This window comes from Kitasatospora sp. NPDC088783, assembly GCF_044750705.1.
Classification (GTDB): domain Bacteria; phylum Actinomycetota; class Actinomycetes; order Streptomycetales; family Streptomycetaceae; genus Kitasatospora; species Kitasatospora fiedleri.
The window spans coordinates 142,844-165,714 of sequence record NZ_JBIVKJ010000005.1 but is presented as its reverse complement, the minus strand read 5'-3'; the positions used below and the strand labels follow the sequence as shown (position 1 = coordinate 165,714).

Below are 22,871 nucleotides of genomic sequence, written 5' to 3'. Positions count from 1 at the left end.
AGTTGCAGAGGAGTCCGCCGCGTGAACGGCACCGTCCGCAGTACCGCCGGGGAGCGTCCGGCCTTCCGGCCCGGGGACGACCGGCGGGAGGCGAACGCCGCCACCGTGCTGCGGGCGGTGCTGGACCACGGGCCGGTGGCGCGCAGCGGGGTGGCCCGGTTGACGGGACTGAGCCCGGCGGCGGTGTCACGCCAGGTGGTGGATCTGCTGCGGCTGGAACTGCTGGCGGAGCGACCGGAGTTGGCGGTCACGGCGCCGGGTTCGCGGGGTCGTCCGCAGCTGCCGCTGGAGGTGGACGCGGAGCGGCTGGCGGTGGCCGGGCTGCACATCGGCCTGCCGTACAGCACGTTCGCGCTGCTGGACCTGCGCGGCCGGGTGCTGTTCCGGCAGGAGCTGCCGAACGGCGGGCGGCGCGGGCCGGCGGTGCTGAAGGCGCTGCTGGCCCGGCTGCCGCGGCTGCTGGCGGCGGCCGCGCCGGTGGAGTCCGGCCGCCGGGTGCTGGGGCTGGGCGCGGTGACCGGCGGGGCGGTGGACAGCGAACGCGGGGTGACGGTCCGGCACGAGCCCCTGGGCTGGCGGGACGTGCCGTTGCGGGCGCTGCTGGAGCGGGCTACCGGGCTGCCGGTGCGGGTGGACAACCACGCCCGGGCGCTGGCGGCGGCGGAGGTGCTGTTCGGCGATCCGGCGGCCCGGCGCTCGATGGTGCAGCTGTTCGTGGGCCACGTGGTGGACGCGTCCATCTCGGTGGCCGGGACGGTGCACCAGGGTCCGCCGTCGGTGACCGGTGACGGCGGGCACCTGCCGGTGCCGGGCAGCACGGCGCGATGTCACTGCGGTCGCCGCGGCTGCCTGTCGGTGGCCGCCTCGGACGACACGCTGTTCGAGGCGGCGGTCGCGCAGGGCGTGATCGCCCGGCCGGACCGGGGGCTGCTGCTGGCGGCGGTCCGGGCCGGTGACGGGCGGGCCGACGCGCTGGTGCGGGAGCGGGCCAGGGTGGTGGGCGGGGCGCTGGCCCTGCTGGCCGACGTGGTCAACCCGGACCTGCTGGTGCTGACCGAGACCTTCGCGCTGGCCGACCCGGTCTACCTGGACGAGGTGCGCGCGGAGTTCGCGCTCCGCTCGCACCTGCACCGGGACGCCGACCTCCTGGTGGCGCAGCGCTTCGGCGCGGACGCGCTGGCGGTGGCGGCCTGCGCGCCGGTGCTGGGCGAGCTGTACGCCCGTCCGCTGCCGGGCCTCTGAGCCGCCGGACCCGCCCGCCCGACACCCCCTTTTCCACCCGCACTCCCCGCTCCCCGCTCCCCGCTCCCCGCTCCCCGCTCCCCGCTCCCCGCTCCCCGCTCCCTGCTCCACCCCGTCCCATCCCGAACCCGCTTCTCCCGAAGGACTGTTGACCATGACCGTGTTCTCCGCCGGCTCCGGTGGCCCGCTCCCCCTCTCCGCGATCTCGCGCCGGGCGCTGCTGCGCGGCGCCCTGGCGGGTACCGGTCTGCTGGCGCTGTCGGCGTGCCGCTCGGCGGCGGACGCCTCGTCCGGGACGGACGCGGCGGCGGCGTCGGACGCGGCCTCGCCGCGCCGGGGCGGGGTGCTGACGGTGGGTGTCGGGGTCGACTTCACGCCGGCGCTGCTGTTCGCGCAGAGCGCCAACTCGCTGTTGCAGCGGCTGGTGTTCAACACGCTCACCCGTTACGACGAACAGCTGCGCCCGCAGCCGGAGTTGGCGAAGAGCTGGGAGGTGGCGGCGGACGGCCTGAGCGTGACGCTGAAGCTGCGCGAGGACGTGGCGTTCCACAGCGGGCGCCGGTTCACCGCGGACGACGTGGTGTTCGCGATCAAGAACCTGCAGAACCCGGTGCGTTCGGCGCAGTTGCGTTCGACGGCGCTGACCGTGGCGGACTTCCGGAAGAACGGGGACTTCGAGCTGACGCTGGTGCTGGCGCACCAGGTGTCCAACCTGTTCGACCTCTTCGAGTTCATGATCATCCCGGATTCGGAGTCCGTCGAGGACGCCGTCGCGGGCACCAGGCTGATCGGCACCGGCCCGTTCACCTTCACCGACCGCAAGCCGGGGTCCTCGCTGAGCTTCGCCCGCAACGAGAAGTACTGGAACCCGGGCCGGCCGTACCTGGACGGGGTGGAGATCAAGGTGATCCCGCAGGCGGAGACGCTGCTGTCCTCGGTGAAGACCGGCCAGACCCACCTGTCGTACGCGGTCCGCGGCAAGGACGTGGCGACGCTGAAGGACGACAAGCGGTTCCGGATCACCCAGTACGACACCGGGGCGGGCGCGTTCTACATCGGCGCGAACCTGTCCTTCCCGGAGGTGCAGGACAGGCGGGTGCGGCAGGCCATCGCCTGGGCGATCGACCGGGACCGGCTGGTGCAGCAGGCGCTGGGCGGGTACGCGACGGTCTCCTCGGTGCCGTGGCCGAAGTCCTCGCCGGCCTACCGGGAGCAGGACGCGAACCGGTACCACCACGACCCGGAGAAGGCGAAGGCGCTGCTGGCGGAGGCCGGGGTGACCTCGCTGTCGCTGCCGCTGGCGCACCAGTCGGACGCCGGGTCGACGGCGGTGGCGCAGATCCTGCAGTACGACCTCAAGCAGGTCGGCATCGACGTGCAGTTGCAGCCGGTGGACTCGCCGACCATGCAGAAGCAGCTGATCTCGCAGTCCATGCCGGCGCTGTGGACGCTCAGCCACAGCTTCTCGCAGGCGCACCCGGCGACGCTGGCGGTCAGCGCGTACCCGTTCAACGAGGCGAAGAACACCTCGAAGTTCTCCTCCCCGGCGTACACCGAGGCCGTGCAGAAGGCGTGGAACCGCTCGGACGCGGACAGCCCGGAGGCGAAGGCGCTCTACCAGCAGGTGACGGACATCCTGCTGGAGGAGCAGTTCATCATCGACCTGGCGATCGCAGGGCTGGTGGAGGTCGCGGGCGCGCAGGTGCGCGGGGTGACGCTGAACAAGTACTCGTACCTGAACCTCGACGACGCGTACCTGGCGGGCTGAGCGGTGCGGACCTTCCTGTTCAAACGGCTGCCGAGCGGGGTGGCGGTGCTGGTGGCCGCCTCGTTCACGGTCTTCCTGATGCTGCGGCTGATCCCGGGCGACCCGGCGACCACGCTGGCGGGGCCGGACGCCTCGCCGGCCGTGATCGCGGCGATCCGGGAGCGGCTGGGGCTGGACGCGCCGCTGCTCTCGCAGTACCTGCACTGGCTGGGGCAGGTGCTGACGGGCGACCTGGGGCCGAGCTACGCGATCGGCGGGCAGGTCTCCGAGCTGATCGGGGACGGCCTGGCCTCGACCGTCCAGCTCACCCTGGTGGCGCTGCTGCTGGTGGTGGTGCTGGCCGTGCCGACGGCGCTGTACGCGGTGTCGGCGCGGCGGCGGGCGCTGGCGGGGGCGCTGCGGGCGCTGACCACGGGGGCGCTGGCGGTGCCGCCGTTCGTCACCGGCGTGGTACTGGTGCTGGTGTTCGCGGTGGGCCTGGGCCTGCTGCCGGCCGGCGGGTACGCCTCGCTGTTCGACGCGCCGGACCTGGCGGTGCAGTACCTGGCGCTGCCGGCGCTGTGCCTGGCGCTGCCGAGCGCGGCGATCCTGGCCCGGTACCTGCAGGACGGGCTGGAGCGGGCGCTCGGCGAGGACTACGTGCGCACCGCAACGGCGCTGGGGGTGCCGCGCCGCCGCATCCTGTGGCGGCACGCGCTGCCGAACGCGCTGCCCGCCGCGGTCACCGTGCTGGGCCTGCAGATCGGCCAGCTGGTCGCGGGCGCGGTGGTGGTGGAGCGGATCTTCGCCTGGCCGGGCCTCGGCCAGCTGATCGAGCAGGGCGTCCAGCGCCGCGACTACCCGGTGGTGCAGGACCTGCTGCTGCTGGTGGTCGCCGGGTACGTGGCCGTGCAACTGCTCACCGACCTGCTGTACTCCTGGCTCGACCCGCGCGTGCGGTGGGAGTGACGACACGATGACCACGATCCCCTTTCCCCTGGTTGCCCGTTCGCGCAACCGCTACGTCGCCGGGCTGCTGACCTGGCGGGGCGTCAGCGGGCTGGTGCTGGTCGGGACGGTGGCGCTGGCCGGGCTGCTGGCGCCGCTGCTGTCCGGCGCCGACCCGGACGCGCAGGGCCCGCAGGCGCTGGCCGGCCCGAGCGGGGCGCACCCGCTGGGCACCGACGACATCGGGCGGGACCTGCTCAGCCGGCTCCTGCACGGCATCCTCACCGACCTGTCGATCATCCTGACGGCCGTTCCGGCGGGCGCGCTGGCCGGTGCGGGGCTGGCCCTGCTGGCGGCCACCTCGCGGACCGCCGACCTGGTGGTGCAGCGGCTGTTCGACCTGGTGCTGTCCTTCCCCGGGCTGATCCTCGGCCTGGCGGTGACGGCGATCCTCGGGCCGGGCCGCTGGCCGGTGGTGATCATCATCGCGCTGGCCGAGGTGCCGTACTTCGGACGGCAGTTGCGGGCGGGCGTGCTGGTGCAGCGGGAGCGCGAGTACGCGCTGGCCGCCCGGGTCGGCGGCGCGGGCCGGGCCAGGGTGCTGCTGCGGCACGTGCTGCCGAACGCGGTCGACCCGCTGATCGTGCAGGGCGCGGTCGCCCTGTCGGTGGGCGTCTTCATCGAGGGCGCGCTCAGCTTCCTCGGCCTGGGCGTCCGCCCGCCGGAGCCCACCCTGGGCAGCCTGATCAGCGGCTCGGTCGCCTACCTGGACACCCACCCGCTGCTGGCCGCCGCCCCGCTGGCCGTCACCACCGCCCTCGTCCTCGGCTTCACCCTGCTGGCCGAGGCCCTGAACCGTGGGGCGCGCACATGAGCACGGGAAGCCGACCCGACCCGGAGGGCCGTACGATGACCGAATTGATCGACCGCCCGCCGTCGGCGGACCAACCTCCTTCCCCCACCGGCGCGTTGCTGCGGGTGCGCGGGCTGCACGTGGCGTTCGGGGGGCGGCCGGCGGTGCGCGGGGTGGACTTCGCCCTGGGAGCCGGGGAGAGCCTGGGGATCGTCGGCGAGTCCGGGTCGGGCAAGTCGACGACCGCGCTGGCACTGCTGCGGATGCTGCCCGCCGGGGGCCTGATCACCGGCGGGGCGGTGGAGCTGGACGGGCAGGACCTGGCCGGGCTGCCGGAGGAGGCGCTGCGGGCGGTGCGCGGCAGGCGGATCGCGATGATCTTCCAGGACCCGATGTCCTCGCTGAACCCGGTGCTCTCGGTGGGCCGCCAGCTGGACGAGGCGCTGCGGGCGCACGGCGGGCGCCGGTCGAAGGCCGAACGGGCCGCGCGGGCGGTGGAGTTGCTGGAGCTGGTGGGGGTGCCGAAGGCGGTGTCCCGGCTGGGCGACTTCCCGCACCAGTTCTCCGGCGGCCAGCGCCAGCGCATCATGATCGCCCTGGCCCTGGCGCACGACGCCCAGGTGCTGGTCGCGGACGAGCCGACCACCGCGCTGGACCCGACCGTGCAGCGGCAGATCCTGCGCCTGCTGGCCCGGATCAACCGGGAGCGCGGCACCGCCCTGGTGGTGATCAGCCACGACCTGGGCGTGATCGCCGAGACCTGCTCCCGGCTGCTGGTGATGCGCGACGGCGAGGTGGTCGAGCAGGGCCCTGTCGAAAGGCTCCTGACGTCACCTCGACATCCTTACACCAAGACCCTGTTGGCGGCGGTGCCACGGCTGGACGCGCCGTCCCGGGCCGCCGCGAACAGCACGCCCGGCGCCGAACCGCTGCTGGTGGTGCGCGGGTTGGCGAAGGGGTACGGTCCGCGGCGGCGGCGGACGGCGGCGCTGGAGTCCGTCGACCTGGAGCTGCACCCGGGCGAGACGCTGGGCCTGGTCGGCGAGTCCGGGTCGGGGAAGTCCACGCTGGCCCGGGCCCTGGTGGGCGCGCACGCGCCCGACGCGGGCGGCATCAGCTTCGCCGGGCAGCCGCTGGACGGCCGGCGGGCCCGGCGGGAGATCCAGATGGTCTTCCAGGACCCGTACGCCTCGCTGAACCCGCGGCTGACGGTGGGCCGGATCATCGCCGAGCCGCTGATCGCGCACCGGATCGGCGACCGGGCGCAGCGGCAGGCCCGGGTGGCCGAACTGCTGGAGCAGGTGGGCCTGGAGGCGTCGGCGGCGGCCCGTTCGCCGCGCGAGTTCTCCGGCGGGCAGCGGCAGCGGATCGGCATCGCGCGGGCGCTGGCCCCGGAGCCGAGCGTCCTGGTGTGCGACGAGCCGGTCTCCGCGCTGGACGTGTCGATCCAGGCCCAGGTGATTGAGCTGCTGGCCCGCCTGCAAAGGGAGTTGGGGCTGGCGGTGCTGTTCATCGCGCACGACCTGGCGGTGGTGCGGCAGGTCAGCCACCGGATCGCGGTGCTGCACCGCGGCCGGATCGTGGAGAGCGGCCCGGCCGACCGGGTCGTCACCGCGCCCGAACACCCCTACACGGCCGAACTGCTGGCGGCCGTCCCGGCCCTGCCCGCCCCTACCTCCGGGAGCCTGCTGTGAGCGACACCAACCGGAACGCGACCGAGGGCGCGAGCCCCGGCACCGGCCACCGCCGCGACCCCTACGCGGGCTTCCCCGGCCGGGTCGGGCGGACGTTCGGCGAGTCGGTGCCGTCCTGGCGGCGCCGGGTGCGCCCGCGCGAGGGCGCGCCGAACGTGGTGGTGGTGCTGGTCGACGACCTGGGCTACAGCGACGTCGGGCCGTTCGGCTCGGAGGTGCCGACGCCGACCCTGGACGGCCTGGCCGCGCGCGGCGTCAAGCTCGCCAACTACCACACCATGCCGCTGTGCTCGCCCGCCCGGGCGGCGCTGCTGACCGGCCTGAACCCGCACCGGGTGGGGTACTCGTTCGTGGCCAACGCCGACCCGGGCTTCCCCGGGTACGGGATGGAGATCGCGGGCGACGTCCCGACCCTGGCGCAGACCCTGCACGACGCCGGGTACGCGACGTACGCGGTCGGCAAGTGGCACCTGACCCGGGACTCCGCCTCCTCGGCGGCCGACGACCGCGCCAACTGGCCGCTCCAGAAGGGCTTCGACCAGTACTACGGGGTGCTGGAGGGCCTGACCAGCCTGTTCCACCCGCACCAGCTGGTGCGCGACAACTCGCCGCTGGACATCGACGAGTTCCCGGACGGCTACTACTACACCGACGACATCACCGACCGGGCGATCGGCATGGTCAAGTCGCTGCGCGCGCACGACCCGGACAAGCCGTTCTTCCTCTACCTGGCGCACAACGCGGTGCACGGCCCGCTCCAGGCCAAGCCGGAGGACCTGGCCCGGCACCGGGGCCGCTACGACGGCGGCTGGGACGAGCTGCGGGAGCGGCGCTTCGCCCGGCAGCTGGCGGCCGGGCACTTCCCGCCCGGCACCGAGCTGCCGGAGCGCAACGGCGAGGCCGGGTACGAGGTCGGGGCCTGGGACGAACTCGACGCGGTGCAGCGGAAGTTGTACGCCCGCTACATGGAGGTCTACGCCGCCATGGTCGACAACGTCGACCAGAACCTGGGCCGGCTCACCGACGTGCTGGCGCAGCTCGGCGAACTCGACAACACCATCGTGGTGTTCACCTCCGACAACGGCGGCACCGGAGAGGGCGGCGCGGAGGGCACCCGCAGCTACTTCAGCCGCTTCGTCCACCACCCGAACCTGCCCGCCGACTGGAACCCGGACGTGCAGCGGGAGATCGACCTGATCGGCGGCCCGCGGTCGCTGGTGCACTACCCGCGCGGCTGGGGCATGGCCTCCAACACGCCGTTCCGGCTGTACAAGGGCCAGACCCACGCGGGCGGCGTGCGCGTCCCGTTCGTGCTGTCCTGGCCGGCCGGGCTGCCGCGCGCGGCGGGCGACGACGGGGTGCGCGGCCAGTACCAGTACGTCACCGACCTGCTGCCCACGCTGCTCGAACTCGCGGGCGTGGAGCGGCCGGCGGAGCGCGGCGGGGTGCCGGTGCAGGAGCTGGACGGGGTGTCGTTCGCGTCCGTGCTGCGGGCCGCCGACGCGCCGTCCACCCACCACGAGCAGTACTGCGAGATGACCGGCAACCGCTCGTACTACCGCGACGGCTGGAAGCTGGTGACCCTGCACCGGCCGGGCGCGCCCTACGACGACGGCGAGTGGGCGCTGTACGACCTGCGCACCGACCCGACCGAGATCCACGACCTGTCGGCCGAACGACCCGAGCTGGTCAAGGAGTTGGCGCAGGCGTGGGAGGACGCGGCCTGGCGCAACGGGGTCTTCCCGCTGGCCGACGCCTCCGGCGCGTTCGCCCTGCGCAACCCGGAGGACGAGGCGCTGCGCCGGCCGGTGACGCTGCTGGCCGGTACCCCGGAGCTGGAGCGCTACCGCTCCTCCCGGCTGGTGGCGTTCCGCTCCTTCACCGCCGAGGTGGCCCTCGACCGGCACGGCGCGGACGACCGGGGCGTGCTGGTCTCGCACGGCGACCAGGGCGGCGGCTACAGCCTGTACGTGGAGGACGGGCGGCTGCGCCTGGCGTACAACCAGTACGGCGAGCTGTTCGAGGCCGACGCGGGCGAACTCCCGCCCGGGGCGCACCTGGTGGCGCTGGAGGCGACGGCGGTGGCCGAGCTGAAGTGGCGCTTCGAGGTGCGGGTGGACGGCGCGGTGACGGGCACGCTCGGCCCGGTGCACCAGCTGATCGGGATGGCCCCGTTCCAGGGCATCAGCGTCGGCGTCGACCGCAAGTCCCCGGTGTCCTGGCCGCTGTGGGAGCGCCACCGCTCCTTCCGCTACACCGGCGAGCTGCGCTCGGTGACCTACCTGCCGGGCCCGGCCGCGCCGTACGACCCGGAGACGGTGGCCCGGGCCCTGCGGGAGGCGGCGGCGGCCTTCGAGTGACGGAGCGGCGGCCGGGCCGCACCCGGCCGAAGGACGTGCGCCGGGCCGGGGCGGGGTGCCCGGGGTCCGGGCGGGCGGCGGGCCGGGGCGGGGCCGGGGTGCCCGGGGTCCGCCGCCGCCGTTCGGTGCGGGAGACTCCCGGCAGGGCCCGCACCGACCGCGGGCCCGGTACGCCCCCGACGTCCGGAGGAGCCCGCGTGGCCGTCGACCTGCGCCGATTCACCACCCTCGCGCCGGACGTCCGGCGGACCCTGCTGGACGTGTACGCGGACGTCCGGGCCCCGCTGCTGGACCACCCGAACTACCGGGTCCGGGCCTTCGCCGAACGCCTCGACCAGCACGCCGCCACACCGGGCTTCGCCCTCGTCCTGGCCGTGGCCGCCCCCGGCCGGGGCGGGGGCGGCGCGATCGGCTACGCCTACGGCAACACCGTCGGGCCCGCGGACGGCTACTGGCGGCGCCTGGCCGAGCCGCTGCCCGCGGGCTTCACCGCGACCCCGGTGCTGGCCCTCCGGGAGATCGGCGTCCGGGCCCCCTGGCGGGGCAGCGGAACGGCCCGCCTGATCCACGACGTCCTGCTCGCCGACCGCCCGGAACAGCGCGCCGCCCTGATGGTCAACCCGCTGGCGGGCGAGGGCAAGGTGCTCCGGCGGTACGAGAGCTGGGGCTACCGGAGGTTCAACTCCCAGCGCTCGACGCCGCTCTCCCCCGAGCTGACGGCGATGATCCGCCCGATCCTCCCGATCCGCCCCTGAGACCCCGGCGACCCCGGCGACCCTCCCGGCACTCCCCCGCGCGCCCGCTCCGGCGGCGCGTCAGGAGTCAGGACGCGACGGGGTCGCCGTCCAGCGGCCTGGTCCAGCGGCGCCACTGGTCCTCGCGCCCGTAGCCGGCGGCCTCCCAGGCGGCTCGGCCGAGCGCGTTGTGCTCCAGCACCATCGCGTCGGCCCGGCGACCGCCGGCCTGCGCGAAGCGGGCGTGCGCGGCGTCGAGCAGGGCGGTGCCGATGCCCCGGCGGCGGGCGGCGGGGTGGACGGCCAGCCGGTAGAGGTGGCAGCGCCAGCCGTCCCACCCCGCGATCACCGTGCCGAGGATCGCGCCCTCGTGCTCGGCCAGCAGCAGGGCCCGCGGGTCGCGTTCCAGCAGCCGGGCGACGCCCGCCCGGTCGTCGCTGATGCTGGTGCCCTCGGCGGACTCGGCCCAGAACGCCAGCACCGCGTCGATGTCCTCGGGGCGGGCGGCCCGCAGTTCGTACTCGCTCATGCCCCCGTTCCTACCAGCCCCGCCCGGCCGCCCGCCAACGGGTTCGCCCGCCCCGCCCCACCGGGGCCCGGCGCCGGGTCAGCCGCGCAGCGCCCACACCGTGGTGGACTTCTCGGCCGCGTCCTCCAGGTCGGCGGCGACCGGGACGGTGTACTCGGCGAGCGCGGTGAAGCGCCCGCGCGGCAGGTAGGCCCGTCCCGGGTCGCCGACCACCACGGTCGCGCCCCGGGCGGCGGCCCGCTCCAGGAACGGCAGGAAGCGGGCCGCCATCGTCCGCTCGTAGAACACGTCGCCCGCCAGCACCACCTCGTCCGGCGCACCGTCACCGTCCAGCACGTCGGCCAGTTCGGCCGTCACCGCGACGCCGTTGAGCTGCGCGTTCACCTCGATCGAGGCCACCGCGTAGGCGTCGATCTCCGCCGCCCGCACCCCGGCCGCGCCGCTCAGCGCCGCCGCGACGCCGACCAGGCCGGAGCCCGCCGCCAGGTCCAACACCCGGCGTCCGCGCACCAGTTCGGGATGGTCCAGGACGTACCGGGCCACCGCCACCCCGCCCGCCCACGGGAACGCCCAGAACGGCGGCGGCAGCCCCTCCCGCCCGCGCGCCCGCTCGGTGGTCTCCCACAGCTCGATCGCGTCCCCCGCCATCCGCAGCCGCACCTCCGGCACGAACGGCACCGGCCCGGGACTGGTGTGGGCGCGGACGAACTCGGCGTCCTCCCCGGCGACCGGGCGCACGGGCGGGTGCACGGTCGGGTGCGCTGCGGCGGTGTCGTTCCCCATGGGCGGAAGCTTAGGGCGTCCACGGCACCCCGCCGCCCGCCCGCCGCCGTCCCCTCCCCCGTCTCCCCTCGTCTCCCCCCGTCTCCCCCTGCCCCTCCCGTCTCCCCCTGCCCCTCCCGTCTCCCTGCCGTCTCCCACCGGTCCTCCGCCGCGCCGACGGCGGGTCACCCCGTGATCACGGACGACGTACCGTTTCGATACCGAAGCCGTTATGAGCTGCGGAAACGCTCGCCCCGCGCGGGACCGCCCGAGTACGATCCGGGCAGACGCCCCGTCCGGTGCACCCCACAAGTGCCAGGCCGCGGGCGGCGGCTCCGCGCGGGCCCGCGACGGCCTCACCACGGTCGGACGGGCGGTGCCGCGCTCCACGTCACCGCGCGCCAGGGCAGTCGCGCGAAGCGGAAGGGCAGCGATTTGACGGACCGGCTCACCGGAGGGGACTCCTCACTGCTGCGGCGCATCAACGCGGCGGTCACCCTGCGGTCGTTGCGCGACGGACAGGCCGTCACGCTGACCCAGCTCGTCGGCGACACCGGCCTGTCCAGGCCCACCGTCGAGGGCGTGATCGAGGGGCTGCTGGAGTCCGGGCTGGTCGCCGAGGTCGAGCACGTCCAGGAGTCGGGCCGTCAGCGCGGCCGCCCGGCCCGCTGGTTCCGGTTCCGCGCCGAGGCCGGGCACGTGCTCGGCATCGAGATCGGCGTCCACGACCTGCGGGTCGTCCTCGCCGACCTGGCCGGCGAGGTGCTGACCAGCCACTCCCGGACGGTGGACGAGTCGGTGGAGGCCGAGGAGCGGCTCGCCCTGGTCCGCACCACCGTCGGCGAGGTGCTGCGCAAGGCCGGGGTCTCCCGCGACAGCCTGTGGGAGGTCGCCGTCGGCACCCCCGGCATCGTCGACCGGGACGGCACCGTCCGGCTCGGCACCGCGATGCCCGGCTGGACCGGCCTCGACCTCGGGGCCCGGCTGCGCCGCTCCTTCCGCTGCCCCGTGGTGATCGAGAACGACGCCAACCTGGCCGCCATCGCCGAGCACTGGAAGGGCGCGGCGGTCGGCAAGGGCGACGTGGTGTTCGTGATGGCCGGGCTCAGCCCCGGCGCCGGCTCGCTGATCGGCGGGCGGCTGCACCGCGGCCACGGCGGCGCGGCCGGCGAGATCGGCGCGCTCCACCTGCTCGGCCAACAGGCCACCCCCGAACGGCTGTTGTCCACCACCGGCAAGCCGCTCGACCCGCTGGACGAGGCCGCCGTGGCCCGGGTGCTGCGACTGGCCCGGGAGGGCGACCAGGTCTCGCAGATCGCCATGGACCGCTTCCTGAGCCGCCTGGTGCACGACGTCACCGCGCTGGTCCTCGCCCTCGACCCCGAACTCGTCGTGGTCGGCGGCTGGGCGGCCGGGCTGGACGGCGTCCTGGAGCCGCTGCGCGAACAGCTCGCCCGCTACACGCTGCGCTCCCCCGAGGTGGCGCTCGCCGCGCTCGGCTCCGAGGTGGTCGCGATGGGCGCGCTGCGGGTCGCCCTCGACCACGTCGAGGAACAGCTGTTCGCCGTCGACCCGCCCACCGCGCGGTAGCCGCCCGCCCGCGGCGCCCGGCTACGGCAGGCAGAGCAGGTCGTACGCACCGCCGAGCCGCGCCCGGGCGTGCGCCAGCATCCGCCGCGCGTACCGGGGGTCGTGCTTGAGCGAGTCGTAGCCGGGGCGGTCGTCGGGCGGCAGCACGCCCGCGGTCTCGGCGAGGTAGACGTCGAAACCCGGGTACATCAGCACCGCGTACGGCAGGTCGTCGACGTCCAGCGCAAACACCGGGTACTCGCCGAGCCCGTCGCGCTCGCCGTGCGGGCCGACGGACAGCACCCGGCGGGAGTCGGAGCCGCCGGGCAGCAGGAAGCACTCGCCGAACCGCTCCGAGAACGGCTCGAAGCAGGAGCCCCACGGCTCGCCGTACTCCTCGACGGCGATCTCGCCCAGGGTGCGCGGCGCGAGGGCGCCGTCCTCGTCGAACCAGTCGTGGCGCGCCAGCATCCCGCTGTCGTACGCCAGCCAGGTGCGCAGACTGGGCGGCAGCGGGTGGCCGCTGGGGAAGGCCGTCAGCTCGGGGCGCGGCCGGAGGGCGCCCTCGACCCACGGGCCGGCGAACCGGTGGTAGTCGAGCACCTGACGGCCCGGGTCCTCCCGCACGGCGGCGACCGCCCGCTCGGTGAGCACCCTGCCGTGGTCCGCCTGCTCGGTCAGGTCCGTCTGATCCGTCTGGTCCGTCTGGTCCGTCTGATCCATCGTGGCGCCGCTCCCCTGCTTCACCGGTCGTCAGTGAGCAGGAGCGTAACGGCGGCCACCGACAAGGCGCCCTGACGGTCCGTCAGGAACGGTGGCGGGTGGCGGGTGGCGGGCCCGGCCTCAGGAGACGGCGGCGGCGACCGGGACGGCGGAGGCGACCTGGACGGCCGCGCCGGACTCGCCGAAGGTCAGCTTGCAGGTGTCGGCCCGGTAGGTGGAGACCCCGACCGCGACCAGCCGGCCCGCCGTCGCGTACTGCGTGGTGACCACCAGCACCGGGGTGCCCGGGGGGCGCTCCAGCAGCGCGGCCTCGGCGGCCTCCGCGACGCCCAGCTCCACCGAGCGGGACTCGCCGTCGACGCCGAGCCGCTCCAGTTGGCGCAGCACGCCGCGGGCCCGGTCGCCGCCCTTCACCACCACGGCCAGGTGCGGCAGCGCGGCGGAGGGCACGTGCAGCGACTCGGCGGCGACCGTCACGCCCTGGACGGTCCGCAGACGGCGCACGGTGTGCACCTGGTCGCCCTCGGCCAGGCCCAGGGTGCGGGCCAGCGCGGCGGTGGCGGGGCCGGTGGTGCAGTCCACCACCGTCCACTCCTGCCCGTCGCGGGCGGCGCCGGGGCGGCCGGACTCGCGCCCGCCGACCGGGACGCCCACCCGCGGGGCGGCGATCAGCGTGCCGATGCCGCGACGGCGGACCAGGCGGCCCTCCAGCTCCAGCTGGTCCAGGGCCTGCCGGAGGGTGGCCCGGGCCACGCCGAAGCGCGCCGAGAGCTCCCGCTCGTTGGGCAGCACCTGGCCGGTGGAGAACTCGGTGTCCATGGTGCGCAGCAGCACCGTGCGCAGGTGCCAGTACTTCGGCTCCGCCACCGCCGCGAGCGTTCCTTGCCCCACCGTGTCCTCCACCCTGAGGGACGACAGGCCCACCGCGACTCCCCGTTTCGGCAGGTGGGGGAGGCGGGCTTTATCCGTCCTTCTTTATTAAAGGTCTTTGCAGTAAGTGACAGTAGGGGGTGCCCCGGGAGATGGTCAAGACCAATGGGAGGTGTTCCTTGCGGATCGCCCGCCGACCCGGTATGGCGCACCGGTTCGCCCGGAATGCCGGGCTGTCGGAGCCGACCGGTACCCTCGCTCCGTGCACAGCATCATCACGACAGCAGTCGTGACCGTTCGGCATCCACCACCAGCGTTGTTCAGAGAGACCGTGGACACGTGCGCAGCGCACGAGGCAGTCGACCCCGGCCGGTGATCGACTCGCCGGCCCCACGGAGCCGGCCGACGCGCAAGGACGAGCGCGAGCGGGACCTGAGCATCCAGGGCCGGCACGCGATCAACCCGCAACGGATCGAGGAGTACGACGGGGACCGTAGTGGGGGATCTTCGAGCTCACAGACCGATCACCCCACAGCGGCATCCCAAGCAGGCCCTGGCAGTCAGTCACCAGGCTCTACGCTCTGAACATGACGAATCAGGGCAGCTACCTCGTGGTGACAACCACCCACGACGACGAGACGAAGGCACGCGAACTCGCCACCGCAGTCGTTCAGGAACGCCTTGCGGCCTGCGCACAGGTTTACCCGATCAGCTCGGTGTACTGGTGGGACGGGGAAGTCCAGTCCGGCGCCGAATGGAGAGTCGACTTCAAGACCCGCGCCGACCTCGGCAACCGACTCACCACGTTCATCGGCGAGCAGCACTCCTACGACACCCCGGAGATCATCGCCGTTCCCGTCGTCACCGGCTCGCCCTCCTACCTGGAGTGGATCACCGCCGAGACGACAGACTGACCTACCCCAGCGAGGCCCGGATCTCCTCACGGAATGCCCGGGCCTCGCGATGCCGCGCCGGGAGCTGCGTCGCGAGCGACGCCAGCCGGAGCTTCCCCATGGTCGTCTCGGTCTCCAGCGTGGCGGCCAAGGCCCTGCGGCCAACCTCGACGGCTTGATCCACCGAACCGGCCACCAGGTAGCCCGAGGCGACGTCGCCGAGAACGGCGACGCGCATCTTCGTTTCGGTGGTGCCGAGTTCGGCGAGGGCCTCGTCGGCTGCGGCCTCCAGGGCCCGATGCCGAAGCCGCGCGTAGGTCGCGACGCGCATCGACGCCAACCGGGCCGGCACGAAGAACGACACCCACGCCTGTTCGCCGCCAGGGTCGGCGTAGTCGAACGCGGTCGTCGCCCGATCGAGCGCCCGCACCGCGGCCTCCCGGTCGCCGACCGCTGCGGCTTCTTCGGCTTCACGGGCGCACAGCCACGCCCTCGCCGTCGCGTAGCCCGGTTCCCGGACGTGTTCCTGTGCTGCGGCGAGCATCTTCCGAGCCTCGACTGGGCCGACACCGTACGAGGTGTATCCGAGGACGAGGGCGTTGATCGCGGGATGGCCGGCTCGGCGGCCGGCGAGGGCCGCGGTGTCGTAGTAGCGCATCGCCGTCTCGGGGTCGCCGAGGTCCCAGTGCACCCAGCCAGCGAGGGCCGCAGCTTCTCCGGCGGCGATCGTCAGTTCGCGCCGGTGGGTACCGGAGGTGGGGAGGACGGTGGTGATGGTGTCGAGGTGGGCGGAGAGCTGCGCGGCGAGCATCCTCGCTGGAGTGCGCTCCTCCGCGGTGAACAACTTAGCCGTCTTGCTCACTAGTTGAGATGCCGTCACCTTGTCGACGGGGGCGCCTTCAAGCGCCGCCGCCAGGCGGCCCCATGGCTCCCCGCCGAGGCCGGCCGCCAGGGCGAACCCCATGAAGGTGCGCCTCTGCACCTGATCCGCCCCTTCCTCCGGCGGGTTCAGGTGCCCGATTCGCCGCTGCTGTCGGCTGCAGGAAACCGCTGCCCGCACTACTTCGATCGCAATCCCGTACGAGTCGGCGATCAACTGGAAATCGGTACTCGTGGGGATACGCTTCCCGGTTTCCCAGCGCTTGACCCGCTCAGGGTCGAACCACTGCCCCTGCACTGACTCGATGTGCTGCGCCTGCTCAGGCCGAGTCCTACCGGCCCGCACTCGCAGACATCGAAGCAAGTCGCCGATTCCCTGGGCACCCATCATGCCGCATCCCCCAAAGCACCCTCGAGTGAAGTCCCCATCCTGGCCCCCCGAAGCGGCCCCCGCAGGAAAACGGCCCCCTGCGCGGCCCCTTCGAGTTGGACACGCAGCGCGTTGACTGTGTGTGGCCACCCCGGCGAGGTCAACTCGATCTCCCGGGTCACCGGAGCTGCTTCCGTCACCCGGCCTGCTCCCCTATGCGGGCCGGGCGACGGCACCACCGTCCTCTCGACACCCGTGACCGCGAGGTCCCGATGCTCGACGCCGACCGAAAAAACCCGCAGCACTCTCCCTCGAAGGCGCACCTCCCCATGACGACGTACCGGGTGAACCCCGATGGCACACAGCAGCATTGAGTCCGACGGGCACGCGAAGCGACGACTCGGCCGCGTCGTGTTGATGACCCTGCAGACCGACGACCCGGCCAACCCGGACAACGACTCGGTCCTGATGGTCGAAACCGGCTACGCGCCGCGGCCGATCCCGCCCGGTGGCACAGCCGGCCCGGGCGCCGTCGACGCCGCGTAACCCCCTTTGAACTCCCGCCCCCGCCGTTGGCCACCAATGGTCGGGCGGGCCCACCGGGAATCCCCGATGGGCGATTGCACCATCCAGCAGGAAGGAACCGAGAAATGAACGAGAACATCGACCTGGTCAGCGAGGACGACGAGGCGACCGTCACCGTGATCGGTGACGCGGCGGCCCTCACCATGGGCGGCCAGGCGGACGGCGGCGAGGGCAAGCGGTTCGTGTACTCGTACGCCGGCTGATCCTCTTCCTCCAGCGGCGGTGCGGCCTTCCGGGGCCGCACCGCTCCGCCTTCTGCCAGTGATCTGCCAAAGGGAGGGACACCATGGCTTTCGGGGGCTTCAGCAGTTCTGCACCGGGCACGCCGCGCCCGGTGGGAGCGACACGGCTGCATTGGCAGTCGAGTGTGTGGGTGACCGGTATGACGCCGACTCGGTTTCATGTTCCGGAGGGCGGCCGGAACCGCCGGCTGTTCGTCCTCGGGTTGAGCGGTGCCCGACCGGCAGACCTGAAGACGGTGAGCACCGGGCCGCTGCCGGCCGATCTGACGTGGCGCTGGCCGGGGGCCTACGTGGTGGTGAGCGAGGCCGAGCAGGAGACGGTGGTCTTCACCGACCCGGCTGCCGCGCAGCCGGTCTACGTCACCCGCTTCGGGGAGGGGTGGGCCTGGTCGTCGTCGGCGCGGCTGCTCGCGGGGCTCAACAAGGCCCCCGTCGACACGCGGCGCCTCGTGACCGCAGTGTTCACGCCGCTGCACCCCGCCCTCGTGGCGGGCCGGTCGTTCTTCGCGGAAGTCGAGCAGTTACCGCCGGGCGCCCGCATCCGGCTCGCTCCGGGCACCACCCCCGAGGTCACGAACCTCTGGCTGCCGCAGCCGGATGTCGGAGCCGGGCCGACTCGGCGCTTCCGGGCCGAGTTCGAGAAGGCGGTGGGCCTCGGGCTGGACGACAACGCGTTCAGCACCGACCTGTCGGGTGGGCTCGACTCGTCGTCCATCACCCTCCTCGCCGCTCGCCGGACATCCGACAACGTGTGCGTCAACGCCGTCACGGTCCACCCGGACGGGGACGAGTCGGGGGCGGACTTGCGGTTCGCCCGGCTCGTGGCGGATTCGATGTCCGGCCGGGTCGAGCACCACCTCCTGCCCATCCGGCGCGAGCAGTTGCCGTACACCGGGATCACCCGTGTGCCGGCCGCCGACGAACCGGCCCCGTCCTCGCTGACCTGGGCCGGGTTACTCGAACAGTTGGAGTGGATGGCCGATCGCTTCGGCACCACGCTCCACCTGACCGGTGACGGCGGCGACAGCGTCTTTTCGCAGCCGCCTGCCCACCTCGCGGATCTTGTCCGGCACCGACGGTTCCGAGCCGCCGTCCAGCAGTCTGCGGGCTGGGCCCGACTCCGACACCTTCCGCTCTCGAACGTCCTCCGGCAAGCGGCCGCGGCAGCCCGGATCTCGCGGGCCGATGCGCTGTCCATGCTTGCCGAGCAGATCGCCCAGGGGCACGCCTCGGCGGTCGGCAGTGTTCACTGGTTCCCCCCGGTGCAGCTTCCGGCGTGGGTGGGTGTTGAGGCCCTGCCGCACCTGCGGAGTGAGATCGAGCGGGTGGCCGCCGCCCCGAACCCCCTCACGAGGCTCGATGCCGGAGTCCACACGATCGTTGACGAGATCCGGGAAGTCGCCCGGACTGCGCAGGCGGACACCGTGCCGGCGGAGGGAGTCGGTGTCAGGCTCCGCAACCCGTTCTTGGATGCCAGCGTGGTCGACGCCGTTCTGCGCGTCCCGCTCGACGCCCGGCCGCCGGTGTACGCCTACAAGCCGCACCTGGTCCGGGCGATGAGCGATCTGCTGCCGGCCGCACTCGCCACCCGCACCACGAAGGGCTCGTTCAATGCCGACTTCTACACCGGTAGACGGGCGAACCTGGATGCCCTGCTCGGCCTGGCGGACGGGTTCCTCTCCGCCCTCGGACTGGTCGAGCCCCGGGCACTTCGCCGCGCACTGAAACAGGCCGCGATGGGTGTGCCGGTGCCGATGGGGATTCTGGACCGGACGCTGGCCGTCGAGGCGTGGCTCCAGGCGCTCGACCGGGAACCGGAACCGCAGTGGGTCGAGGGAGTGGATGGCCGTGGCTGACTCGCCGTCGTTCGTCACGATGCCCCGCCATGTCCGCGGCCTGGACTTGGGACACGCCGTCGTGCTGGTCGACTACCGCAACGGCCGGGTCAGCACGCTCCCCCCGTCGGCCGGCGCAGCTCTCCGTCGCACGGCGGAGCACGGGAGCGCCCGGAACCTCCCGGAGCCGCTGCTGGAGTCGCTGCTGGCGGCGGGCCTGCTGCTGGCGGCCGACCGACCCCGGCCCTGGCACAACGTCCGCACGGCAGAGGCGCCGAAGGCGAGTTGGGGCAGCGCCGAGTTCCGGGCCGGGCTCACCCCTCCCGTGCCCGTTTCGCGTGCCCGGACGCTGGCGGCGGCTGCCGCCCTCGCGGTGGTCCACGCTGTGAAGGCCGCAGGACCGGCCCACGAGGCGATGGGCCGTGTTCTGCGGCTGGTTCACTCCGCCGGTACGGCGGGGCGCAGAAGGCCGGCCACCGTCAGCGAGGCCGAGCAGGCCGTCCGCGCTGTCCGCAGCGCCGGCTGGTACTCGCCCGGCCGGACCAACTGCCTGGAGGAGTCGGCGGCCTCGGTGCTGCTGCTCCGCCTGTCGGGCAGGGCGGCGGTTTGGCGTCACGGGGGTCGCCCCCGACCCGATACGGTTGCACGCCTGGATCGAGACCGTTGACGGCATTCCGATCGCCGAATCCACGTCCGTTGGCCTGTTCACCACGATTCTCAGCATTCCCGGAGCACACCATGTCCATTGAACAGATGATCTGGCTGTCCGCCGGCACCTGCGGCCTCGGCCCCTTCCGGTCCGACCTGGCAGCAGAGTACTGGCGCTGGGAGGAAGACCCGAGTTCCCTGATCGGGCTCGGCCGCCCGGTTCCCGAGTCGCTGCCCAGCCGCACCCAGGGCCTCCAGCAGCAGCTCGCCGGCCGGAACATCCGGTTCACGGTCTACGACCTCACCGCCCCCGAGAACCCGGTGCCCGCCGGCACGACCACCCTCCAGCCCGACACCTACGCGCGCACCGCCGAGTACATCCTCGTCATCGCGCCCGAGGCGCGCGGCAAGGGCCTCGCCACCCCGGCGACCCGGTTGACGCTGGACTTCGGCTTCCACGTCGCCAACCTCCGGTCCGTGTGGCTCAAGGTACTCGCACCCAACAAGGCCGCCGTCCACGTCTACGAGCAGGCCGGCTTCCAGCACGTCGGCGCGATGCGCCAGGCCGGGTACTGGCACGGCGCGGTGTGCGACGAACTGCTCATGGACGCGCTGGCCTCGGAGTTCACGGGGCCCAGCGTTCTACTGAACCGGCCTGAGCCCTAAGGCCCACGTCTTCGCACCGCGCCGAGGGCTCGGCCTCGCTACTGCCCCAGCGTCAGCTTTCTCACTTCGCCGGAGAAAATTTCAATGTCATCTTCCAGTCGCTCTACAGCCTCCTCCGCCATGCGCAGGTAGCCGAATGGGTAGTCCTTCAGCTTGCTCTTCTCGCTCTTGTGCAAGCGGGCTAGGGCTTCAGGTATCCGCTCCACCGTCCAGACGGCCCGCACGAGGGAATTTCTGACTCGGCCAGGAGCGAAAAGTTCAACCTCTTGCAGTGCTTCCCTCAGCTCCACAATAATAGGGGCCAGTCTTTTCAAGTACTCTTCCCGGACGGTTCGCCTGTGGAGCATAAGCCAATAATTTCCATGGCGAACAGGAAGGGCAGACTTCAGCGCCCGATAGGCTTTTGTCTAGGTGTCCCGCAGGTCAGTTCCGGGCGGCTGTACCGTCGAAGGCGTATGGATGTGCACGCCGCCGTTGACTGTCCCGGCTTGGACGGAGGCCCCGACGCTGCCGCCGCTGATCTCGTTGTTCGTCGGCTCCACAGCCCCGTCCCTACCCTCCGCCGTAGCTCAACTCCCTTAGCGTACGGCCTGGTTGTCCGGCCCTCAGCATGTCGGTCCACCTCCGCCACGGGCAGGTGGTGTTGCAGGGCCGGGTGCCGGGGGTGCCTGCGCGGCGGACGGCGGTGCCGGAGTCGGTGTTGCGCGCCGCTGGGCGATGGTGGCGTACCGCGCGGCGTCCGTCAGGCCCGTGCGCGGCCCGGTTCGCGCGGCTGTGCGGACGTCGGCTGCGGCTGTTTCGGGTAACGTCGGGGACCGACCTGCGACAGGTCGGTAGGAGTAGGCACCAGCGCTGCCCCTTCGGGGAATCGCCGCAGTTCAAGGGGTAGGTTTGCACACTGTCAGCACTGTGAACGTCAACGGGATCCGGGCGGCCGCCAAGAAGGGCTTCCTGGAGTGGATCGACGGCACCGAGTCCGAGGTGGTCTGCCTCCAGGAGGTGCGCGCCGAGGCCGGGCAGTTCGACGACGTGCTGGCCCGGCTCGACGGATGGCACGGCGTCTGGGCGCCCGCCGCGGCCAAGGGGCGGGCCGGGGTGGCGGTGCTCTCCCGGCGCGCGCCCGAGGCCACCCGGATCGGCTTCGGGTCCGCCGAGTTCGACTCCTCCGGCCGCTACGCCGAGCTCGACCTGCCCGGCCTGACGGTCGCCTCGCTGTACCTCCCCTCCGGCGAGGTGGGCACCGCGCGACAGGACGAGAAGGAGCGCTTCATGGCCGAGTTCCTGCTCCACCTCGGCGAGCTGCGGGCCCGCGCGGCGGCGGAGGGCCGCGAGGTGGTGGTCTGCGGCGACTGGAACATCGCCCACCGCGAGGCCGACCTGCGCAACTGGAAGGCCAACCGGAAGAAGGCCGGCTTCCTCCCCGAGGAGCGCGCCTGGTTCTCCCGCGTCCTCGACGACCACGGCTACGTGGACGTCCTGCGCCACCACCACCCCGACCAGGACGGCCCCTACTCCTGGTGGTCCTACCGCGGTCGCGCCTTCGACAACGACGCCGGCTGGCGCATCGACTACCAGCTGGCCACCCCGGGCCTGGCCGCCCGCTGCACCCGCGCGCACGTCGAACGCGCCGCCACCCACGCCGAACGCTGGTCCGACCACGCCCCGGTCACGGCCGTCTACGGCCACAGCGCCTGATCCCAGCGTCCCACCGGTCCCCGGCGCCTGGGTGGCGGCGGGGACCGGTGGGGCGGAGGAGAGGAAGAGGGAGTAGAGGGACAGAGGGGTAGAGGGGGACAGGGGGGTAGAGGGGGACAGAGGGGTCAGACGCGGTCGGCTGCGATCAGGACGTACTGGAAGGAGCCGTCCTTGTAGGACTCGATGAACGCCTCCTCGATGCCGGTGACCAGCGAGGAGGTGGCGCGCAGTTCCCAGTAGGGGAGGGTGTCGGGGGTCAGGTCGATGACGGCCTGCGGGACGAGGCGGTTGTCGGCCATCGCGCGGAGGTACTCGCGGCGGGAGTGGATGTTGCACTCGAAGTGGGCGTTGATCTGGGAGACCCACTTGGAGGGCTGGCCGTAGCGCGGGTTCCAGCAGCCGGTGACGGTGACGTACCGGCCGCCGACCTTGAGCACCCGGGCGTGCTCGGCGAACAGGTCGTGCAGGTCGACGTACATGCTGGACTCGTTGTTCCAGGAGCCGGACATCAGGCCGCTGGCGAACGGGGTGTCGAGCATGTTGCAGACCCGGGAGCGGACGTGGTCGGCGATGCCGAGCTCCCGGGCGCGGCGGTTGCCGAACTCGGCCTGGGTGGTGGAGAGGGTGACGCCCTCGACCTTGCAGCCGAAGCGCTGGTGGGCCATGACCATGGAGCCGCCGCGACCGCAGCCGGCGTCCATCAGGGTGTCGCCCGGCGCGATCGGGCCGAGGTGGTCGAGCAGGACCTCGGCCTGGGCGGACTCCAGCCGGTGCAGTTCGGCGATCAGCTTCTTCTCGTACGCGCTGTCCTCGGGGGTGCCGAGGGCGGCGTGGTCGACCTCGCCGATGCCGTAGTGGTGGTGGTAGAGGCCGTCGACGTCGCCGAGGCGCAGGTTGACCGGCCGGGCCTCGTTGTTCCAGTAGCGGGCGATGTCGCCCTGGTAGGCGGTCGCCGGAGCCGGGACGAAGGGGGTGGCGGCGTCGGTGCCGGTGGTGGCGGCGGTGTCGAATTCGGTGCTGGTCATGT

General features: G+C 73.1%; 22 protein-coding genes. 15 read left to right on the top strand and 7 right to left on the bottom strand.

What is annotated here, in order from left to right:
* The first annotated feature begins 21 nt into the window (after positions 1-21).
* From ACIP60_RS16570 to ACIP60_RS16540, 7 genes are all read left to right on the top strand, one after another.
* Positions 22-1,242 (top strand): ROK family protein, encoded by a 1,221-nt coding sequence (locus ACIP60_RS16570; protein WP_100838996.1) that lies wholly within the window; start codon positions 22-24, stop codon positions 1,240-1,242.
* A 154-nt stretch (positions 1,243-1,396) separates the two neighbouring features.
* Positions 1,397-3,010, top strand: a complete 1,614-nt coding sequence (locus ACIP60_RS16565; RefSeq protein ID WP_400684575.1) for an ABC transporter substrate-binding protein — start codon at positions 1,397-1,399, stop codon at positions 3,008-3,010.
* Between the two features lie 3 nt (positions 3,011-3,013).
* A complete protein-coding gene (locus ACIP60_RS16560) occupies positions 3,014-3,958 on the top strand; it encodes an ABC transporter permease (protein ID WP_400684573.1) in 945 nt (314 codons plus the stop codon).
* Positions 3,959-3,965: 7 nt separating this feature from the next.
* Entirely contained in the window at positions 3,966-4,811 is an 846-nt protein-coding gene (locus ACIP60_RS16555; protein WP_400684571.1) for an ABC transporter permease, read from the top strand.
* A 35-nt stretch (positions 4,812-4,846) separates the two neighbouring features.
* Complete coding sequence (locus ACIP60_RS16550; RefSeq protein ID WP_400684568.1) at positions 4,847-6,484, top strand: ABC transporter ATP-binding protein; 1,638 nt, start codon at positions 4,847-4,849, stop codon at positions 6,482-6,484.
* Positions 6,481-8,844: an arylsulfatase gene (locus ACIP60_RS16545; protein ID WP_400684565.1), complete on the top strand. Its 2,364-nt coding sequence runs from the start codon at positions 6,481-6,483 to the stop codon at positions 8,842-8,844. The genes ACIP60_RS16550 and ACIP60_RS16545 overlap by 4 nt, the downstream gene beginning before the upstream one ends.
* A 197-nt stretch (positions 8,845-9,041) precedes the next feature.
* The gene (locus ACIP60_RS16540) at positions 9,042-9,599 is read left to right on the top strand and encodes a GNAT family N-acetyltransferase (RefSeq protein WP_400684562.1); all 558 of its coding nucleotides are present in this window, start codon (positions 9,042-9,044) and stop codon (positions 9,597-9,599) included.
* A 67-nt stretch (positions 9,600-9,666) separates the two neighbouring features.
* Here the strand turns inward: ACIP60_RS16540 and ACIP60_RS16535 are convergent, their stop codons facing one another.
* On the bottom strand, positions 9,667-10,107 hold the full coding sequence (locus tag ACIP60_RS16535; protein ID WP_400684560.1) for a GNAT family N-acetyltransferase: 441 nt from the start codon (positions 10,105-10,107) through the stop codon (positions 9,667-9,669).
* Between the two features lie 78 nt (positions 10,108-10,185).
* Positions 10,186-10,890 (bottom strand): class I SAM-dependent methyltransferase, encoded by a 705-nt coding sequence (locus ACIP60_RS16530; protein ID WP_400684558.1) that lies wholly within the window; start codon positions 10,888-10,890, stop codon positions 10,186-10,188.
* 414 nt (positions 10,891-11,304) lie between these two features.
* On the opposite strand from ACIP60_RS16530, the gene ACIP60_RS16525 reads away from it, so the two are divergent.
* Positions 11,305-12,459, top strand: a complete 1,155-nt coding sequence (locus tag ACIP60_RS16525) for an ROK family protein (protein ID WP_400684550.1) — start codon at positions 11,305-11,307, stop codon at positions 12,457-12,459.
* Positions 12,460-12,480: 21 nt separating this feature from the next.
* On the opposite strand, the gene ACIP60_RS16520 is transcribed toward ACIP60_RS16525, so the two are convergent.
* Together ACIP60_RS16520 and ACIP60_RS16515 are read right to left on the bottom strand one after the other, a co-directional pair.
* Positions 12,481-13,161, bottom strand: a complete 681-nt coding sequence (locus ACIP60_RS16520; protein WP_400684548.1) for a hypothetical protein — start codon at positions 13,159-13,161, stop codon at positions 12,481-12,483.
* 120 nt (positions 13,162-13,281) lie between these two features.
* The gene (locus tag ACIP60_RS16515) at positions 13,282-14,052 is read right to left on the bottom strand and encodes a GntR family transcriptional regulator (RefSeq protein ID WP_400684546.1); all 771 of its coding nucleotides are present in this window, start codon (positions 14,050-14,052) and stop codon (positions 13,282-13,284) included.
* Between the two features lie 566 nt (positions 14,053-14,618).
* On the opposite strand from ACIP60_RS16515, the gene cutA reads away from it, so the two are divergent.
* Positions 14,619-14,945 (top strand): divalent-cation tolerance protein CutA, encoded by a 327-nt coding sequence (gene cutA / locus ACIP60_RS16510; RefSeq protein ID WP_400684544.1) that lies wholly within the window; start codon positions 14,619-14,621, stop codon positions 14,943-14,945.
* Between the two features lies 1 nt (position 14,946).
* Here the strand turns inward: cutA and ACIP60_RS16505 are convergent, their stop codons facing one another.
* Positions 14,947-16,194 carry a transcriptional regulator gene (locus tag ACIP60_RS16505; RefSeq protein WP_400684541.1) on the bottom strand — a complete coding sequence of 416 codons (1,248 nt, stop codon included), beginning with the start codon at positions 16,192-16,194 and terminating at the stop codon, positions 14,947-14,949.
* A 333-nt stretch (positions 16,195-16,527) separates the two neighbouring features.
* On the opposite strand from ACIP60_RS16505, the gene ACIP60_RS16500 reads away from it, so the two are divergent.
* The 5 genes from ACIP60_RS16500 to ACIP60_RS16480 all read left to right on the top strand — a co-directional run bounded on the left by ACIP60_RS16500 (position 16,528) and on the right by ACIP60_RS16480 (position 20,149).
* Positions 16,528-16,719, top strand: a complete 192-nt coding sequence (locus ACIP60_RS16500; protein WP_400684539.1) for a hypothetical protein — start codon at positions 16,528-16,530, stop codon at positions 16,717-16,719.
* 104 nt (positions 16,720-16,823) lie between these two features.
* Entirely contained in the window at positions 16,824-16,961 is a 138-nt protein-coding gene (locus tag ACIP60_RS16495) for a hypothetical protein (RefSeq protein ID WP_400684537.1), read from the top strand.
* Between the two features lie 83 nt (positions 16,962-17,044).
* Complete coding sequence (locus ACIP60_RS16490) at positions 17,045-18,856, top strand: albusnodin/ikarugamycin family macrolactam cyclase (protein WP_400684534.1); 1,812 nt, start codon at positions 17,045-17,047, stop codon at positions 18,854-18,856.
* Positions 18,849-19,502 carry a lasso peptide biosynthesis B2 protein gene (locus ACIP60_RS16485; RefSeq protein ID WP_400684532.1) on the top strand — a complete coding sequence of 218 codons (654 nt, stop codon included), beginning with the start codon at positions 18,849-18,851 and terminating at the stop codon, positions 19,500-19,502. Before ACIP60_RS16490 ends, ACIP60_RS16485 begins: the two co-directional genes overlap by 8 nt.
* A 71-nt stretch (positions 19,503-19,573) precedes the next feature.
* The gene (locus tag ACIP60_RS16480; RefSeq protein ID WP_400684529.1) at positions 19,574-20,149 is read left to right on the top strand and encodes a GNAT family N-acetyltransferase; all 576 of its coding nucleotides are present in this window, start codon (positions 19,574-19,576) and stop codon (positions 20,147-20,149) included.
* A gap of 38 nt (positions 20,150-20,187) precedes the next feature.
* Here the strand turns inward: ACIP60_RS16480 and ACIP60_RS16475 are convergent, their stop codons facing one another.
* Entirely contained in the window at positions 20,188-20,496 is a 309-nt protein-coding gene (locus tag ACIP60_RS16475; RefSeq protein ID WP_400684526.1) for a hypothetical protein, read from the bottom strand.
* A 544-nt stretch (positions 20,497-21,040) separates the two neighbouring features.
* Here ACIP60_RS16475 and ACIP60_RS16470 point away from each other — a divergent pair.
* Complete coding sequence (locus ACIP60_RS16470) at positions 21,041-21,844, top strand: exodeoxyribonuclease III (protein ID WP_400684524.1); 804 nt, start codon at positions 21,041-21,043, stop codon at positions 21,842-21,844.
* Positions 21,845-21,969: 125 nt separating this feature from the next.
* Here the strand turns inward: ACIP60_RS16470 and ACIP60_RS16465 are convergent, their stop codons facing one another.
* Positions 21,970-22,869, bottom strand: coding sequence for a geranyl diphosphate 2-C-methyltransferase (locus tag ACIP60_RS16465; RefSeq protein ID WP_400684521.1), 900 nt, complete (start codon positions 22,867-22,869; stop codon positions 21,970-21,972).
* Positions 22,870-22,871: the final 2 nt, after the last annotated feature.

Coding starts and splice junctions, on each gene's coding strand:
- ACIP60_RS16565 (WP_400684575.1), top strand. CDS start 1,397: ATGACCGTGTTCTCCGCCGGCTCCGGTGGCCCGCTCCCCCTCTCCGCG.
- ACIP60_RS16555 (WP_400684571.1), top strand. CDS start 3,966: ATGACCACGATCCCCTTTCCCCTGGTTGCCCGTTCGCGCAACCGCTAC.
- ACIP60_RS16550 (WP_400684568.1), top strand. CDS start 4,847: ATGACCGAATTGATCGACCGCCCGCCGTCGGCGGACCAACCTCCTTCC.
- ACIP60_RS16535 (WP_400684560.1), bottom strand. CDS start 10,107: ATGAGCGAGTACGAACTGCGGGCCGCCCGCCCCGAGGACATCGACGCG.
- ACIP60_RS16530 (WP_400684558.1), bottom strand. CDS start 10,890: ATGGGGAACGACACCGCCGCAGCGCACCCGACCGTGCACCCGCCCGTG.
- ACIP60_RS16520 (WP_400684548.1), bottom strand. CDS start 13,161: ATGGATCAGACGGACCAGACGGACCAGACGGATCAGACGGACCTGACC.
- cutA (WP_400684544.1), top strand. CDS start 14,619: ATGACGAATCAGGGCAGCTACCTCGTGGTGACAACCACCCACGACGAC.
- ACIP60_RS16505 (WP_400684541.1), bottom strand. CDS start 16,194: ATGATGGGTGCCCAGGGAATCGGCGACTTGCTTCGATGTCTGCGAGTG.
- ACIP60_RS16500 (WP_400684539.1), top strand. CDS start 16,528: ATGGCACACAGCAGCATTGAGTCCGACGGGCACGCGAAGCGACGACTC.
- ACIP60_RS16495 (WP_400684537.1), top strand. CDS start 16,824: ATGAACGAGAACATCGACCTGGTCAGCGAGGACGACGAGGCGACCGTC.
- ACIP60_RS16490 (WP_400684534.1), top strand. CDS start 17,045: ATGGCTTTCGGGGGCTTCAGCAGTTCTGCACCGGGCACGCCGCGCCCG.
- ACIP60_RS16480 (WP_400684529.1), top strand. CDS start 19,574: ATGTCCATTGAACAGATGATCTGGCTGTCCGCCGGCACCTGCGGCCTC.
- ACIP60_RS16475 (WP_400684526.1), bottom strand. CDS start 20,496: ATGCTCCACAGGCGAACCGTCCGGGAAGAGTACTTGAAAAGACTGGCC.
- ACIP60_RS16465 (WP_400684521.1), bottom strand. CDS start 22,869: ATGACCAGCACCGAATTCGACACCGCCGCCACCACCGGCACCGACGCC.